Source organism: Frigoribacterium sp. Leaf172, from assembly GCF_001424285.1.
Lineage (GTDB): Bacteria > Actinomycetota > Actinomycetes > Actinomycetales > Microbacteriaceae > Frigoribacterium.
Window position 1 is genome coordinate 27,530 of record NZ_LMPB01000003.1, and the last position, 14,235, is coordinate 41,764.

The window sequence follows — 14,235 nt, forward strand, 5'->3', positions numbered from 1 at the left end:
TTACCCGTCACCCGTGCCCAGGCACGTGCGGGTAGCCGATCGGGAGGCGCGATGACCGACCAGAAGTCCAAGACGGTGGCCATCATCGGCACGCGTGGATATCCGAGCTACTACGGCGGTTTCGAGACCGCCGTCCGACGGATCGCACCCTATCTGGTCGACGAGGGCTGGGACGTGACGGTCTACGGGCGTCCGGGGACGACGCGCGACGATGATTCGGATCGTGATCGACGCGTCTCGAGCGTCACGACGTGGGGCGTCGAATCCCAATCTCTCAGCACGCTCTCCTACGGGCTGTCGTCAGCGTTGCATGCGTTCCGTGCCAAGCCCGATGTCGCGCTCGTGATGAACGTCGCCAACGGGTTCTGGCTTCCCCTCCTCAAACTCCGAGGCATCCCGACACTGGTCAATGTCGACGGCATCGAATGGGAGCGTGCTAAATGGGGTCGTCTCGCCAAAACCATGTTCCGTGCAGGCGCCCTCGCCACCGCGCGCTGGGCGACGGGGCTCGTGTTCGACGCGAAGGCGATCGGAGAGCGTTGGCGTCAGGATTTCAGCCGCGACGGCTTCTTCATCCCGTACGGCGGTGACGCCGCGGAGGCGCTGCCGATCGAAGACGGCCTGACTCATCGCGGTTACGTCCTCGTCGTCGCGCGCTTCGTCCCGGAGAACACGATCCTGGAGTTCGTCGACGCGGCAGGCGTTCTGTCCGAGACCCATGATGTCGTCATCGTCGGGTCGAGTGGCTACGGCGGAGAGATCGAGGAGCGCGTGCAGGCCCTGGCGGATGCCAACAGCCGCGTCCGTTGGCTGGGGCATGTCAGTGATGATGCCCGTCTCCACGCCCTCTGGCAGCACGCCGGCGCGTACTTCCACGGGCACAGCGTGGGGGGGACCAACCCGGCGCTCGTGCAGGCCATGGCGCTCGGCGCCCCCGTCATCGCACGGGACACGGTGTACAACCGCGAGGTCCTCGGTGATGCGGGCGAGTTCGTGAGTCCGGAAGTAGGCGACCTCATTCGGGGCATCACGGCGGTGATGGATGACCCGGACCGGCAGGAGGAACTCAGTGCCCGGGCCCTGGCGCGAGGCAAGGCTCACTACACCTGGGAGGGTGTGTGCCAGGCCTACGAGGCCGCCCTCGTGTCCGTCCAGAAGTCGTCGACCACGAGGAGGCGCTAGATGCGACCGGACCGGGGTTCAGAGCCGCAAGGGATCACCGTTCTCTTCGACGGGTACTGGTGGGTCGATGGGCCTACGGCCAACCGGACCGTCCAACGGGATCTCATCACCTCCTGGATCGCCGCTCATCCGGAAGACGACGTCGTCCTCGCCGTCCGCAGGGGCCACGACCTCTCTGCAGCGGGAGCGCTTCCAGAGAACGTCCGCGTGGTCGAGACCCGGCTGTGGCCACACGCCATCTCGAACGCACTCGAACTGCCCGGCCTGGCGCGGAAGGCCGGAGCAGACGTGATCGTCGCTCATAATTTCGCCCCGCTGGCGGGGAGATCGCTCGTCTTCGTCCACGACCTCCTCTTCGAGGACCACCCCGAGTGGTTCAGCAAGGCGGAGCGGCTGTACTTCGCGTTGATGCCCCTCAGCCTGCCGTTCGCCGACGTGGTCGTCACCTCGACACAGACGGAAGCGAGGCGGATGGAACGGTTGCATCCCGCTCTGGCGCCGGTTCGCGCAGTCGGACTCGCCGTTCCCCAGAACCTCGCGCAGGCAGACAGTCGACGCCCCCAGGACGATCTGCAGGTCGGCGAGTTCGTCCTGTGCGTGGGTCGACTCAATGCCCGCAAGAATCTCGAGACGGTGATCCGAGGCGTCGCGTTGGCGGCCTCCGTCCACGCGGGTTCGCCTCTGGTGGTCGTGGGCAGTGCAGAGCACTCGGGCGTCGGCTCCGATCTGTCCGAGGAGTTCACGGACCTGCGTGATGCGGGTGTCGTCCGATTCCTCGGGCGAGTGGACGACGCCGGTCTCCGATGGCTGTACGAGAACGCCCGCGTCACCGTGTACCTGTCGCGCGACGAAGGATTCGGCCTCCCTCCCATCGAGGCGAGGACCTTCGGGTCACCGGTCATCGCGAGCGACATCCCCGTTCTCCGCGAGACGCTCGGAAACGGGGCGCGATTCGTGAATCCTCGCAGCGCTTCGGACCTGGCCTCTGCGCTGGACGATCGCGTCGACTCGGCAGACATGCCGGGGCAGGGGCCTGACGCACTCGGATACTCCTGGCCGGAGACGGTTGCGAAGCTGCGCGCCGCACTCCCCTGGGGGCGCATCCGCGCGTCACGCTCCTCCGCAGAGCCGCGACGTGTCCTGTACTACCGAGTCCACGATCAGACGTATCCGCGCAATCGTCTCGTGAGAGAACATCTCGAGCAACGGCCCGTCACCGTCCGCGTCGTCGAGAAGAGCGCCCGTTCGGGCAAGCTGCATCGCATGGCGCATGACCTCGGGCGACTCTTCCGTCATGCACGTGGTGCTGACATCATCGTCGTGGCGGAGATGTCTCTCACGCACGTCCCGTTCGCATGGCTCGCTTCACGCCTCGTCGGTGCCCGTCTGGTCGTCGACGGCTTCGTCGGACTCTACGAGACGGCCATCGGCGACTGGCAGCTCGCCTCGACCCGCTCGTTCCGGGCGCGACGGCTGGCTCTCCAGGACTGGCTCGCCATTCAGGCTGCAGACGTTTTCCTCACAGACACCCGCCTCCGCGCCGACCTCATCCGCGCCCGCAAGAGGAGCCGGGGCCCGGTCGAGTCGCTTCCCGTCGGCGCCCCTTCGTGGGCACGCACTGTCGAGGTTCCGAGGGCGATGGGGCCGCTCCGTGTCCTCTATTACGGCAACTACATCCCACTCCACGGCCTGGATCTCGTCGTCGACGCTCTGGTCCTCGCATGTCAGGAACGAGACATGTCCGTGACCTTCATCGGATCGGGCGACCTTCGGGCCGACATCGAACGACGCGTCTCCGAGGAGGGTCTGGCGGGGCGGGTCCTCTTCGCGGATCCCGTGCCGGAGGACGAACTGTTCTCACGCATCTCAGACCACGACGTGGTCCTGGGCATCTTCGGAGGGTCCGCCAAAGCGCAGTCCGTGATCGCGAACAAGGTCTGGCAGGGCTTGGCGTGCGAGCGGCTGGTGATCACGCAGAGGTCCGAGGCCTTGGAGGAGTTGCGCGGCCTCACTGACGGACATCTGATCGAGACGGATCCTGGCAGCCCGCGCTCGCTCGCCGACGCGCTCCTGGACGCCGATCCGGTGTCGGGGGACGGCGAGACGACTGCGCGCCTCGCCGGATACGTCGAAGCCGAATTCGACCGAGTGGTCGACATGGTTCTCGAACAAGACGGGGTGCCGCGTGATTGAGCGGCTGACGCAGAAGGTCTCGAAGAAGGCTGAGTTCGGCAGGCTGCTCTACGCGCAGAGGCAGCACGCGCGATTCGTCGATGGCCGCCTCGAGAGCGGGTGGGGCACGTATAAGGGCCTGGCTCCGACCAGCACGGCTCTCGCAGCTCTCGAGATCGGGTCGGAGTCTCCTCGGCGAGTGTCGATCCTGGTGCCCAGCGTTGCTCCGGGCGCGGTCTTCGCCGGCATACGCACGGCTCTGGCCGCTGCCTGCGTGATGGCTGATCGCCTCGGACTGCCTCTTCGGGTCGTCACCTTCGGCGGGGCGTTGAAGTCCGCGGAGGCGGCTGTCATCGATCAGATGATGAGGAGCGAGCTGGGTTACGAAGGGCCCCAGGTCGTCTTCGCATGGGTGTGGGCCACGACGGCGCTCCGGGCTTCGCCCGACGAGGTCTGGGTCGCGACCCATTGGGGCACGGCTCATGCGCTCGACGTGGCCGGCAAGGTCGGTCTCATCGACCCCGGCCGCGTCGTGTACCTGGTGCAGGACCATGAACCCAGCTTCTACGCGAGCTCCAGCGACTCGGCTCTGGCCCAGTCCACGTACCACGCCGGTTTCCGTCTCGTTGTCAACTCGTCTCCCCTCGCAGAGGCGCTCGCGCGGCGGGAGAACCTGGTCATCGAATCCTCTGCCGTCTTCCGGCCAGAGCTGGACGAGACGCGTCTCGAGGAGGTGGCCGCGGCAGGTCGGCCCTCTGGCCCCCTCGTCGTCGGTTTCTACGCTCGCCCGCAGAAACCCCGGAATGCATACGCAATCGGTATCGCAGCTCTCAAAGTGGCGGCCCGGCGGCTCGAAGAGTCGGGAACCGAGGTCGTGTTCCGGTCGATGGGCGATCTGCACCCTCCCGTGCGCCTGACACCTCGAACGACTCTGCAGAGCCTCGGCAAGCTGCCGTGGGCCGGCTACTTCGAAGAGCTGGCACGGACTGACGTCCTCCTCTCCTTGCAGATGAGCCCGCATCCGTCACACCCGCCACTCGATGCGGTCGTGGGAGGTGGATGGGCGGTCACGAACGACGTCGACGGCTCTCGGGCGACTCTGAGCCCGCGGCTGCTTGCGGTCCTCGCGGACCCCGGCTCACTCGCAGACGCGATCGTCAGAGCGGTCGGGTCGGCGCGCGATGACGAGAGGGTGTTCGACGATGGACTCCTGGCGTCGCTGGGCGCCCCGTTGGCCACCGTGATGACGAAGGTGGCCGATGACGTCCGTTGACCTCTGTTCCGCCGCGCAGCGGGTCCGCCGATCATGAGCAACGCCTGGAAGCTGTTCCTCTACATCGCGATCCCGTCTCTGAGTGCGGCAGCGCCTCTCGTCGTGATCCCTGCCATCACGTCAACCCACGGCGCGAGCGGATGGGCGAGTGTCGCCATCGCCTTGGCCATCGGCAACGCAGGCGCCGTGCTCGCGGAACTGGGCTGGGGAGTCATCGGGCCCCAGCGTGTCGGCCGCGAGCCGGACAATCGTCCGCGCATCTACGCCGAGTCCCAAGCCTCGAAAGGGCTCGCGGTCGCAGTGCTCGCTCCCGTCTCAGCGCTGGCAGCCTTCCTCGTCGTCACGGAGGACCGTGGCCCGGCAGCCCTTCTCGCCTTCGCCCTCGTGTCGGCGGCCATCAGCCCGAGCTGGTACTTCATCGGGACAGGGCGTCCGGGTTTCGTGCTGGCGTCTGACACGGTTCCGCGTGTCGTCCTGTCGCTCCTCGCTGCAGTCGTGATCGCGCGGGGCGGCAGTCTGTGGTTCTACGGGGCGAGCCTCCTGGCGGCGGCCCTCGTGACCTACGTCACAGGCAACCGACTCGGGCGCCTGCCCATGTTCCAGCGACTCATCGGTCCGCGGGCCGCCGTCGCGATCATGCGTCAGCAGTCCGTCGTCATCCTCGGACGCGGTGTGAGCACGGTGTACACGGCTCTTCCCGCCGCGTTCCTGGGCGTCGTCAGTCCGGGATCCGTTGCGACGTTCGCGGCCGTCGACCGCCCCATGCGGATGGGGCTGAACGTGCTCTCGGCCCTGCCGACGCGACTTCAGAGCTGGCTCGGACATCCCGACGAGTCGGTCGCGCTGTCGCGCAGCCGAAAATCGATCCTGCTCAACATCGGTCTCGGGATCTTCGCCGGCGGCGTCTTCGTCATCGCCATGCCCCTCATCGTGCCGGTGCTCTTCTCGAACACGATCACGGTCGAGCCGTCGGTGTCCCTGCTCGGCGGTTTCCTGGTCCTGCTCATCTGCGCCTCGAGAGGCATGGGGCTCAGCCTCGTCTCAGCCGCGTCAGCGAACTCCATCACGTATGCCGTGATCGCGGCAGCCGCGGTGGGTCTAGTCGGCATCTTCGTCTTGGGCGGCATCTGGGGCGTGCAGGGCGCCTTCATCGCGCTCATCGTCGCGGAAACCACCGGTCTGGTCGTGCAGGGGGCGCTGCTCATGCGACGCTGGCGACAGATAACAACGAAATGAGTCTTCTTCCATGCTGATCGCCATCGTCGTCGCCGCGCTCGTGCTCGGATGGCTGTTCCTCCTCGCCGTCGTCCCGCAGGACAAGGTCGCAGGGATCGGCGTCGGCATCGTCGTCGCTTTGTTCTTCCTGGCCTCGTCCCCTTCGGTACCCGAGGCGGTCCGTGACATCACCCTCATCGGCGGTCTCGTACTCCTGGGGCTGGCAGCGCTGTCTCGACCGTGGCCGAGGAGCCTCACGCACCCCGTGGTCCTGCTCGTGGCCCTCTTCTACATCGTCTCGATCGTCTCCACATACGCCGTCTTCGCGTCTGCGTTGAACTCCGTGCTCCGCTTCGGGGCGCTCGCCCTGATGATGTGCGTCGTGGTGTCTCAGCTGACCAGGCGCGACGTCATCGCCCTCCTCAAGTTCCTCGTGGGCTTCGCGGTGTTCCAGGTGGGTCTCGGCCTCATCGAGGTCGCCGTGCTGGGTCGGCCCGTGCTCTGGGGTTACGGGGCCCTCACCAGCGGGCTCCCCGCTCTGTACCCGAACACCCTCCTCGGCGAGGCCGTGCTCCGTGTGCAGGGGACGGCCGGGCATCCGATCCCGTTCGCCATGCTCCTGGCAGCCGCGTTCGTCATCGTCCTCTACCTCAAGGACGAGTGGAGGTTCCGATTCAGAATGGGGCTGCTGGCCATTCTCAGTCTCGGTCTCGTGCTCTCCGGTACTCGCAGCGCGCTGGTCGCCGTCGGCATCGTCCTGGTGGTCAAGCTTCTGACCACACGGTCCGAGAAGCGCATCCTCTCGGTGTTCGCGGTCGCCGTCTCCGTCGTCATCGTGGTGGTCCTCCTCGGGAGCTCGATAGCCGACGCCTACCGTGAGTTCACGGGAACAGGGTCGTTCTACAACCGAGTGGGAGCCCTCGCCTCGGTGCCCGCCCTGTTGGCACGACAGCCCCTCGAGGTCCTGTTCGGTTCGGGCGTCGGCTCAGAGGCTTCTCTGTTCGGCCGTGGATTCCTTCAGCAGAACGGCTTCAACATCGTCGACAATCAGCTCGTCACGACGTTGGCGACCGGAGGGGTGGTGGGCCTCTTGCTCCTCGTGGTGTTCATCGCCGTCGCCGTCAAGCGCAGCGACCCGCTGACGAGGGGTCTGATCATCGTCATGATCGTCGCCATGTTCTCGTTCGACTACCTCCGCTGGTTCAGCATGATCGCGTTGCTCTTCGTCGTGGTCACACTCCCCTCGGCGAAGACCGGTTTCACCGGTGAGGCCGACTCGAACGAGATCACGCGGCTCGAGAAGGCGAAGGACCGCAGAGCCTCGAAGAAGAAGTCGCTGCAGCTGTCGATATAGGCATGGACACGCCGCTCGGGGATGTCCGAGCAGTGTCTAGTAGGCGCCGCTTCCACGGAAGACGGCGCGTGCCGTGCGTCCGAGCAGGATCAGATCGTTGAGGACGGACCAGTTCTCGACGTAGTAGAGATCGAGACGGACCGAGTCCTCCCATGACAGGTCGCTCCGGCCGCTGACCTGCCACAGCCCGGTGATGCCGGGGCGGACCAGGAAGCGGCGGAAGTTGTGCTTCTCGTAGGCCTTGGTCTCGGCATCGAGAGGAGGGCGGGGCCCGACGAGCGACATCGTGCCGTTCAGCACGTTGAACAGCTGCGGCAGCTCGTCGAGGCTGTAGCGACGGAGGAACGCCCCGACACGCGTGACCCGCGGATCGTTCTTCATCTTGAAGAGCACCTGGTTGCCGGCATCGCGCTGCTCGGCCTGCAGGTGCGCCAGCTGCGCCTCGGCGTCGACCCGCATGGAGCGGAACTTGAACATGGTGAACGTCTCGCCGCCGAGGCCCACGCGCTGCTGCCGGAAGATGATCGGCCCGCTCGAGGTCGCGGCGACGGCGATAGTGATCGCCAGCAGCACGGGAGACAGCAGCAGGATGCCCAGCCCCGCTGCGGCCCGGTCGATGACCGTCTTCGTCCAGGCCTTGCGTCCGGCGAAGACCGGCGACTCGACGTGGATCAGGGGGAGGCCGGCGACGGGCCGCGTGTGCATCCGCGGGCCCGCGATGTCGGTCAGGGCCGGGGCCACGATGAGCTGGGTGCCCGACTCCTCGAGCGACCAGCCGAGCTGACGGACGGCGAGAGGCGACAGCTCGTCACTGCTCGTGACGATGACGCAGTCGACGTGATGGCGGGCGAGGACGGCCGTGACGTCGTTCAGTCCGCCGGCGACGGGCACGGACGCGGTGCCGATCGTGCTGCCCGACGTCCCGTGAGGCAGGCAGGCCAGGACCGGGCGGTAGCCGGCCGAGGGCTGGCCCGACAGGTGATTCGCCAGGTGCTCGACGGAGTGCCGTGATCCGACGAGGAGCGCCCGCGCCGAGTACTGGCCCACTCGGCGGTGCGCGACGAGCCATTGGCGCCAGCCCCACCGAGACAGGACGAGTCCGATAGCCGCGACGGGGAACGAGGTCAGCACGAAGCTGCGCCCGAGATCGAGCCGGAGGACGATCGCCACGATGGCGAAGACCCCGAAGAGCATCAGCGACGACTCGAGAACTCGTTTGTACTCGAGTGTGCCTTGGCCGATGATGCGGGAGTCGCGGGTGCCGTAGGCAGTCAGCACAAGCAGCCACGCGCCGAGCAGGAGGATGCTCACGACGGTGTGCCGGGTGGCGATCTCGCCCCACGACAGACGATCGGCCAACGACCCCATGTTCATGCCGTACCAGGTCAGCTCGCCGACGGCGACGGCGATGAAGACGACCAGAGTGTCGGTGAGGGTCAAACGCCTCGCGTAGTTGCGGGCCCAGGGTGCCGGCGCATCACCGACGAGGCCATGGCGCAAGGTCGATTCTGAGGCACCAGTCGTCAACAGTCCTGTCCCCCTCGGGCAGTCTTTGGATCAGTACCCATGGTTCGGGTCGCTGGGCTGAGGTCCTGTCGCTCGTCACGGGCTCATGACGATGGTTTCAAACACCCCAGATAGATCATAGTAATGATCAACCGTCGCTTAGACGCATCGATACTCGTGGGTATCCGAGTCGCCGTCGCCTCGGAGGGGACTCGGACGCCCGGAGATCGAGCTGCCGCTCACCCCTGCAGCGTCGGCAGGTAGTCGCCGAGGGTGTCGTTCGCGAGTGCGTCGCGCAGCCCGGGCATCTGCCCCTCGGCCTGCAGGACGACCGACTGCCCGCCGATCATCCCCGTGCCCGCCGTCGGGATCGTGAAGAACTTGATGTTCTCGTTCTTGACGTCGCGCAGGCTCACTCCGAGCGAGGCGATGGCACCCGAGTCGAGCGTGTCGTCGACGGTCAGGTAGTCCGAGACCGAGCCGACGAAGTTCGTGATCGCGCCCGGGTTCGTCAGGGTGTCGCGCGAGATCAGCTTGTCGGCGACGGCCTGGAGGAACCGCTGCTGGTTCTCGACCCGGGTGTAGTCGCCGTCGGTGAACGAGTACCGCTCGCGCACGAAGTTCAGGGCGTCCTCGCCCTCGAGGTGGTTGGTGCCGACCTGGATCTGCGTGCCGCGGGCGGTGAAGGCCTTGTCGCTCACGACGTCGACCCCGCCGATCGCCGTCGTCATGCCGGCGAAGCCCTCGAAGTCGATGATCGCGACGTGATCGATGCGCGCCCCGGTCAGCTGCTCGATCGTCTGCACGGTCAGCGGCGACCCGCCGTAGGCGAACGCCGCGTTGATCTTGTTGTCGCCGCGACCCGGGATCGGCACCCAGAGGTCGCGCATGATCGACATGACGTAGACGTTCTTGCGGTCCGCATCGATGTGCATCAGCATCATCGTGTCGGTCCGCTGGTCGCTCGACGACGCATCGTCGAGGTTCGTCTCGTCGCCCCGTGAGTCGGAGCCCATCAGCAGGATGTTCATCGCGCCGGTCGCCGAGGCGGTCGGGCGCGTGGACTCCTCCGGGAACGCCTCGGGCAGCGTCGTGGTGCGGTCGTCGAACGTGCGCGCGAGGTTCATCGCATAGAGGCCACCGGCGACGCCGACGATCACGAGGATCCCGACCAGCACCGACGCCACGACGATGAGCGTCTTCACCGGGCGCGACAGGCGCTTCTTGCGGCCGCGCCGGGTGGGCTGGTCGTCGCGCTTGTTCTGCTCGTCCGGGCCGAAGTCGAAGATGTCGGTCATGTGAGGGGCTCCCGTGGGCGGCGTTCGGTGGGCCGCCCGGTGTTGGCGTCCGATGAGCCTAACTGCACCAGGTGCACGACCCGGGGCGACTCCCACCCCCGTTCAGGGGGCGAGAAGGGCCCGCGAGCCTCACGACTCCGGCGCAACGACCCCGTGCGTCGCCGCCCACACCGCCACCGCGGCCGCCGCCGACCACGCCTGCGGCCGGCACGACGCCGGGTACGGCACCGGCGCGGGCACGTCGCGGGCCGAGTCGCCCGAGTGCAGCTCGGGCATCCGGTAGTCGAACGCCGGCGCCGCGGCGAGCAGCCCGTCGGCCAGCTGCTGCGCCTCCGCGGCGAACCCCGCGCGGGCCAGGCCCGAGACCGCGATGGCGGTGTCGTGGGTCCAGACGCTGCCCCCGTGATAGCTGAGGGGCCAGAAGCCGTCGCTGTCGCTCGACAGGGTGCGGAGGCCGAAGCCGCTCGCCAGCTCGGGTGAGACGAGCCGGGCGGCGACCCGCGCCTCCTCGGCTTCATCGAGCAGACCGGTGCCGAGCAGATGACCGAGGTTGCTGGTGACCGTGTCGACCGGCCGCTTGGCCGCGTCGAGCGCGATCGCCGGGAAGTCCCCGTCGACGTCGGACACCCAGAAGGAGGCGCGGAACCGCTCGCGCAGAGCAGCCGCCCACCGGCGCCACTCGTCACCCCCGCCCCGGCCGAAGCGGTCGAGCAGATCCGCGCCGTGGACCGCCGCCTCGTACGCGTAGGCCTGCACCTCGCAGAGCGCGATCGGCCCCTCGGCCAGCGAGCCGTCTCGCCACTGGACGCTGTCGCCCGAGTCCTTCCAGCCCTGATTCGCCAGGCCGTGACCGGTCTCGTCGACGTACTCGAGCAGCCCGTCGCCGTCGCTGTCGCCGAAGTCGCGCATCCAGGCCAGCGCCGCCTCGAGATTCGGCAGCAGCGCCTCGACCTCCGCCTCGTCGAGACCCCGGCGCCACGCGTCGTGCAGCAGGCAGACCCACAGCGGCGTCGCGTCGACCGTCCCGTAGTAGAGGGGCGGCAGGCTGACGCCCTCGTCGGGGATGGTGAGGGTCTGCTGCCGCAGCTCGTGCATGATCTTTCCGGGCTGCTCGGCCGTGTCGGGCACCGACTCCGTGCCCTGCAGTCGCGCGAGCACCCGCAGCGTGCCCGCCGCGATGCCGAGGTCGACGGGCAGCGTGAACCGCGCCGCCCACAGCGAGTCGCGCCCGAAGAGCGTGAAGAACCAGGGCGCCCCGGCGGCGTAGAAGACGTCGTCGGGCGAGCCGGGCGTCGTCAACCGCAGCGCCGAGAGGTCGGACCGAGCCCGGTCGAGCCAGCGCGCCAGACGATCGTCGCGGGGTGCCGGGTCGAACGGCGCCCACACCGCCTCGCCGGGCACGCCCGCCACCACGGCCGCCGGATCGACGGCTCGCAGGTCGAAGCCGACCTCGACCGCCGAGCGCGGGGAGATCTCGAGCGGCCATCGGAGGACGACGCTCTCGTCGCTCCGCCGCACCGCGCCTCCTCGGCCCGTCGACACGAGATCGACGGAGACGCCGCCGGCCACCCAGGAGGCGCCGGTCGCGTCGTCGGCGACCGTCACGCCCTCGGGCCGGTCGCCCTCGCGCCCCGACTTGATCAGCTCGAGCGCCGAGGCGTCGGGCCGCAGCGCGATCTCGAGCACGAGCGAGAGGGGGCGGTCGAGCCGCGAGGTCACGGTGACCCGTTCGGCGGCGCCGCCCGACGACACGGTGCGGACGACGGTCATCCGCACCCCGGGGTCGGCGCCGCGGTCGTCGACGGTGCGCAGCAGCGACTCGAACCGCACGGTCGAGGCGTCGACCGGGACCGTCGCGATGTGCTCGGCGCGCAGCCCGTCGACGGTCGTCGACGACTCGGCGACGAGCCGCACATCGCCGAGGTAGAAGCCGTGCACCCCGGCGGTCATCGAGCCGTCGTCGGCCGACCAGGCCTGCGCCGGCGCTCGCAGCACGACGATCTCGCGCCCGAGCAGGGGCTGGAGGTGCGGGGTGGCGGCGGGCCCGGCGGCGTCGGCCGGGCGCTCGGGGGCGGTGTCGGCCGGGTGCCGGGCGGTCGTGTCGGTCATGCGGTGCTCCGGGGGATCGGGGAGGGGGCGAGGGGGCTGGGCGCCGCGAGCGGCGGGCGGGTCACTCCTTGACCGCGCCGTCGCTGGCGTTCATGATCCGGCGCTGGAACACGAAGAACACGATCGCGACGGGAACCGTCATGATCGCCGCCGCCGCGAGCTTGATCGGATACTGCGAGCCCTGGCTCAGCTGACCCGACGCGAGACTCGCCACGCCCTTCGTCAGGGTCGTCAGCTCGGGCGACTGCGTCGACACGATGAAGTGCGAGAGCTCGTTCCACGACCCCTGGAACGACAGGATGATGATCGTCACGAGCGCCGGTCGCGCCATCGGCAGCACGATCGACCAGAACACGCGGAACGTGCCCGCGCCGTCGATGCGCGCCTGCTCCTCGACGCTGCGGGGGATCGACTCGAAGAAGTTCTTCATGATGAACACGCCCGCGGCGTCGGTCAGCAGCGGCACGATCATGCCCGAGTACGAGTCGTACATGCCGAGCTGGTTGATCACGAGGAACTTCGGGATCAGCAGCACGACCGTCGGCACCGCCATGACGCCGATCAGCAGCACGAAGATGACCCCGCGCCCTCGGAACTGGAGCCGCGCCAGCGCGTAGCCGGCGAGCGAGTTGAAGAACACGCGACCGGCGGTGACGAACACCGTCACGATCGTCGAGTTCGCGAACCAGGTCGGGAAGTCGCTGTTGAGGAACAGCTGCCGGTACGCGGCCGTCGTCGCCGTCGCGGGGATCAGCGACAACGGGTCGGCCGCCGCCTCGGGGTCGGTCTTGAACGACGTCGCGACGTTGATGAGGAACGGCAGGATGTAGATCGCCGCGATGACGATCAGCACCGCGTAGAGGATCGACGTGCCGGCCACGCGACCCGTGCTGCGCCGGGGTCGGCCCGCGGGGCGAGGCCCTGCAGGAGGCGCGGCGAGGGGGGACGCGGTCACCGCGCCTCCCGAGAGGGGTGCCGTGGTGGTCATCGGCGGGCCTCCGTCCCGGTCGACCCGGTGGTCCCGGTGGTCGAGTCGGCGGTCGCGGCCGCCGGGGCGTACATCGCGAGGCGGCGCTTCGACACGGCGCGGTCGCGGAGCACGATGCGCTGCAGGATCGTCAGCACCACGATGATCACGAAGAGGACGAACGCGATGGCCGCGCCGCGACCCCACTCCTGGTCGCCGAAGGCCGAGGTGTACGACAGATAGGCCGGGGTCAGCGTGGTCTTCTGCGGGCCGCCCTGCGTGCCCGTGTAGATCTGGTCGAAGACCTGCCAGGTGCCGATCAGCCCGAGCGTCAGCACGGTGAACAGCGTCGGGCGCAGCTGCGGCAGCGTGATGCGCCAGAAGCGCTGCCAGCCGGTCGCGCCGTCCATCATCGCGGCCTCCTGTACGTCGCCGCCGAGGTTCTGCAGCGCCGCCAGGAACAGCAGCATGAACGTGCCGCTCGTCGTGAAGACGGCCATCAGGATGAACGCGCTCATCGCCACCGACGGGCCCGCGAGCCACTCCCAGAGGGGGATGCCGAGAGCGGTGTTGTCGGCCAGCACGGCCGGCGCCTCGCGCACCCCGACCAGGGCGAGCAGGTTATGCAGCACGCCGCTGGCGTCGTTGAACCACGCCGGGCCGGTGATGCCGACGAACGACAGCAGCTTGTTGACCGCGCCGCTCTGCGAGAAGAGGAACAGCCAGAGCACCGTGATCGCGACCGAGCTCGTCACCGACGGGAAGTAGAACGCGGTGCGGAAGAACCCGCGCCCGCGCAGCACCTGACGGTTCACCAGCACGGCCAGCAGCAGCGACACCGCGGTCTGGATCGGGACGACCAGCAGCACGTACCAGGCGTTGTTGCGGAGGCTGAGCCCGAAGTCGCGCTCGGCGAGACCGCCGCCGCCGAGCAGCTCGCGGTAGTTGTCGAGACCGACGAAGCCGACGCCCGACGCGAAGGGCGACCCGCGACCCGTCCAGTCCGAGACGCTGACCCAGAGGGCCATCCCGACCGGGACGGCCAGGAACAGACCCAGGATGATCAGGATCGGCGAGACGAACAACCAGCCCGAGAGGCTCTCGCCCCGCGTCGCGGCGCTGCGACGACGCGGGGGCCTGGTGGCGATGACGGTCACGA

10 protein-coding genes are annotated in these 14,235 nt (G+C 68.4%); 5 read left to right on the plus strand and 5 right to left on the minus strand.

Annotation, left to right across the window (positions count from 1 at the left end):
• The first annotated feature begins 51 nt into the window (after positions 1-51).
• Genes ASF89_RS11750 through ASF89_RS11770 form a run of 5 tightly spaced genes read left to right on the plus strand, consistent with a single transcriptional unit; the run spans position 52 to position 7,196 of the window.
• Positions 52-1,182: a glycosyltransferase gene (locus tag ASF89_RS11750; RefSeq protein WP_055815017.1), complete on the plus strand. Its 1,131-nt coding sequence runs from the start codon at positions 52-54 to the stop codon at positions 1,180-1,182.
• On the plus strand, positions 1,183-3,375 hold the full coding sequence (locus ASF89_RS11755) for a glycosyltransferase (protein WP_055815021.1): 2,193 nt from the start codon (positions 1,183-1,185) through the stop codon (positions 3,373-3,375).
• The gene (locus ASF89_RS11760; protein WP_055815024.1) at positions 3,368-4,627 is read left to right on the plus strand and encodes a hypothetical protein; all 1,260 of its coding nucleotides are present in this window, start codon (positions 3,368-3,370) and stop codon (positions 4,625-4,627) included. The genes ASF89_RS11755 and ASF89_RS11760 overlap by 8 nt, the downstream gene beginning before the upstream one ends.
• Positions 4,628-4,660: 33 nt before the next feature.
• Positions 4,661-5,863, plus strand: a complete 1,203-nt coding sequence (locus tag ASF89_RS11765; protein WP_055815027.1) for a lipopolysaccharide biosynthesis protein — start codon at positions 4,661-4,663, stop codon at positions 5,861-5,863.
• 10 nt (positions 5,864-5,873) lie between these two features.
• A complete protein-coding gene (locus tag ASF89_RS11770; RefSeq protein WP_055815030.1) occupies positions 5,874-7,196 on the plus strand; it encodes an O-antigen ligase family protein in 1,323 nt (440 codons plus the stop codon).
• A 36-nt stretch (positions 7,197-7,232) separates the two neighbouring features.
• On the opposite strand, the gene ASF89_RS11775 is transcribed toward ASF89_RS11770, so the two are convergent.
• From ASF89_RS11775 to ASF89_RS11795, 5 genes are all read right to left on the minus strand, one after another.
• The gene (locus tag ASF89_RS11775; RefSeq protein WP_162240698.1) at positions 7,233-8,636 is read right to left on the minus strand and encodes a sugar transferase; all 1,404 of its coding nucleotides are present in this window, start codon (positions 8,634-8,636) and stop codon (positions 7,233-7,235) included.
• A gap of 305 nt (positions 8,637-8,941) precedes the next feature.
• Positions 8,942-10,000 (minus strand): LCP family protein, encoded by a 1,059-nt coding sequence (locus ASF89_RS11780; RefSeq protein ID WP_082489981.1) that lies wholly within the window; start codon positions 9,998-10,000, stop codon positions 8,942-8,944.
• A 129-nt stretch (positions 10,001-10,129) separates the two neighbouring features.
• Positions 10,130-12,109, minus strand: a complete 1,980-nt coding sequence (locus tag ASF89_RS11785; RefSeq protein WP_156463394.1) for a glycogen debranching N-terminal domain-containing protein — start codon at positions 12,107-12,109, stop codon at positions 10,130-10,132.
• Between the two features lie 61 nt (positions 12,110-12,170).
• Positions 12,171-13,097: a carbohydrate ABC transporter permease gene (locus tag ASF89_RS11790; RefSeq protein ID WP_055815033.1), complete on the minus strand. Its 927-nt coding sequence runs from the start codon at positions 13,095-13,097 to the stop codon at positions 12,171-12,173.
• Complete coding sequence (locus ASF89_RS11795) at positions 13,094-14,233, minus strand: carbohydrate ABC transporter permease (RefSeq protein ID WP_235484111.1); 1,140 nt, start codon at positions 14,231-14,233, stop codon at positions 13,094-13,096. Before ASF89_RS11795 ends, ASF89_RS11790 begins: the two co-directional genes overlap by 4 nt.
• Positions 14,234-14,235 lie beyond the last annotated feature (2 nt).

Coding starts and splice junctions, on each gene's coding strand:
- ASF89_RS11750 (WP_055815017.1), top strand. CDS start 52: ATGACCGACCAGAAGTCCAAGACGGTGGCCATCATCGGCACGCGTGGA.
- ASF89_RS11755 (WP_055815021.1), top strand. CDS start 1,183: ATGCGACCGGACCGGGGTTCAGAGCCGCAAGGGATCACCGTTCTCTTC.
- ASF89_RS11765 (WP_055815027.1), top strand. CDS start 4,661: ATGAGCAACGCCTGGAAGCTGTTCCTCTACATCGCGATCCCGTCTCTG.
- ASF89_RS11770 (WP_055815030.1), top strand. CDS start 5,874: ATGCTGATCGCCATCGTCGTCGCCGCGCTCGTGCTCGGATGGCTGTTC.
- ASF89_RS11780 (WP_082489981.1), bottom strand. CDS start 10,000: ATGACCGACATCTTCGACTTCGGCCCGGACGAGCAGAACAAGCGCGAC.
- ASF89_RS11785 (WP_156463394.1), bottom strand. CDS start 12,109: ATGACCGACACGACCGCCCGGCACCCGGCCGACACCGCCCCCGAGCGC.
- ASF89_RS11790 (WP_055815033.1), bottom strand. CDS start 13,097: ATGACCACCACGGCACCCCTCTCGGGAGGCGCGGTGACCGCGTCCCCC.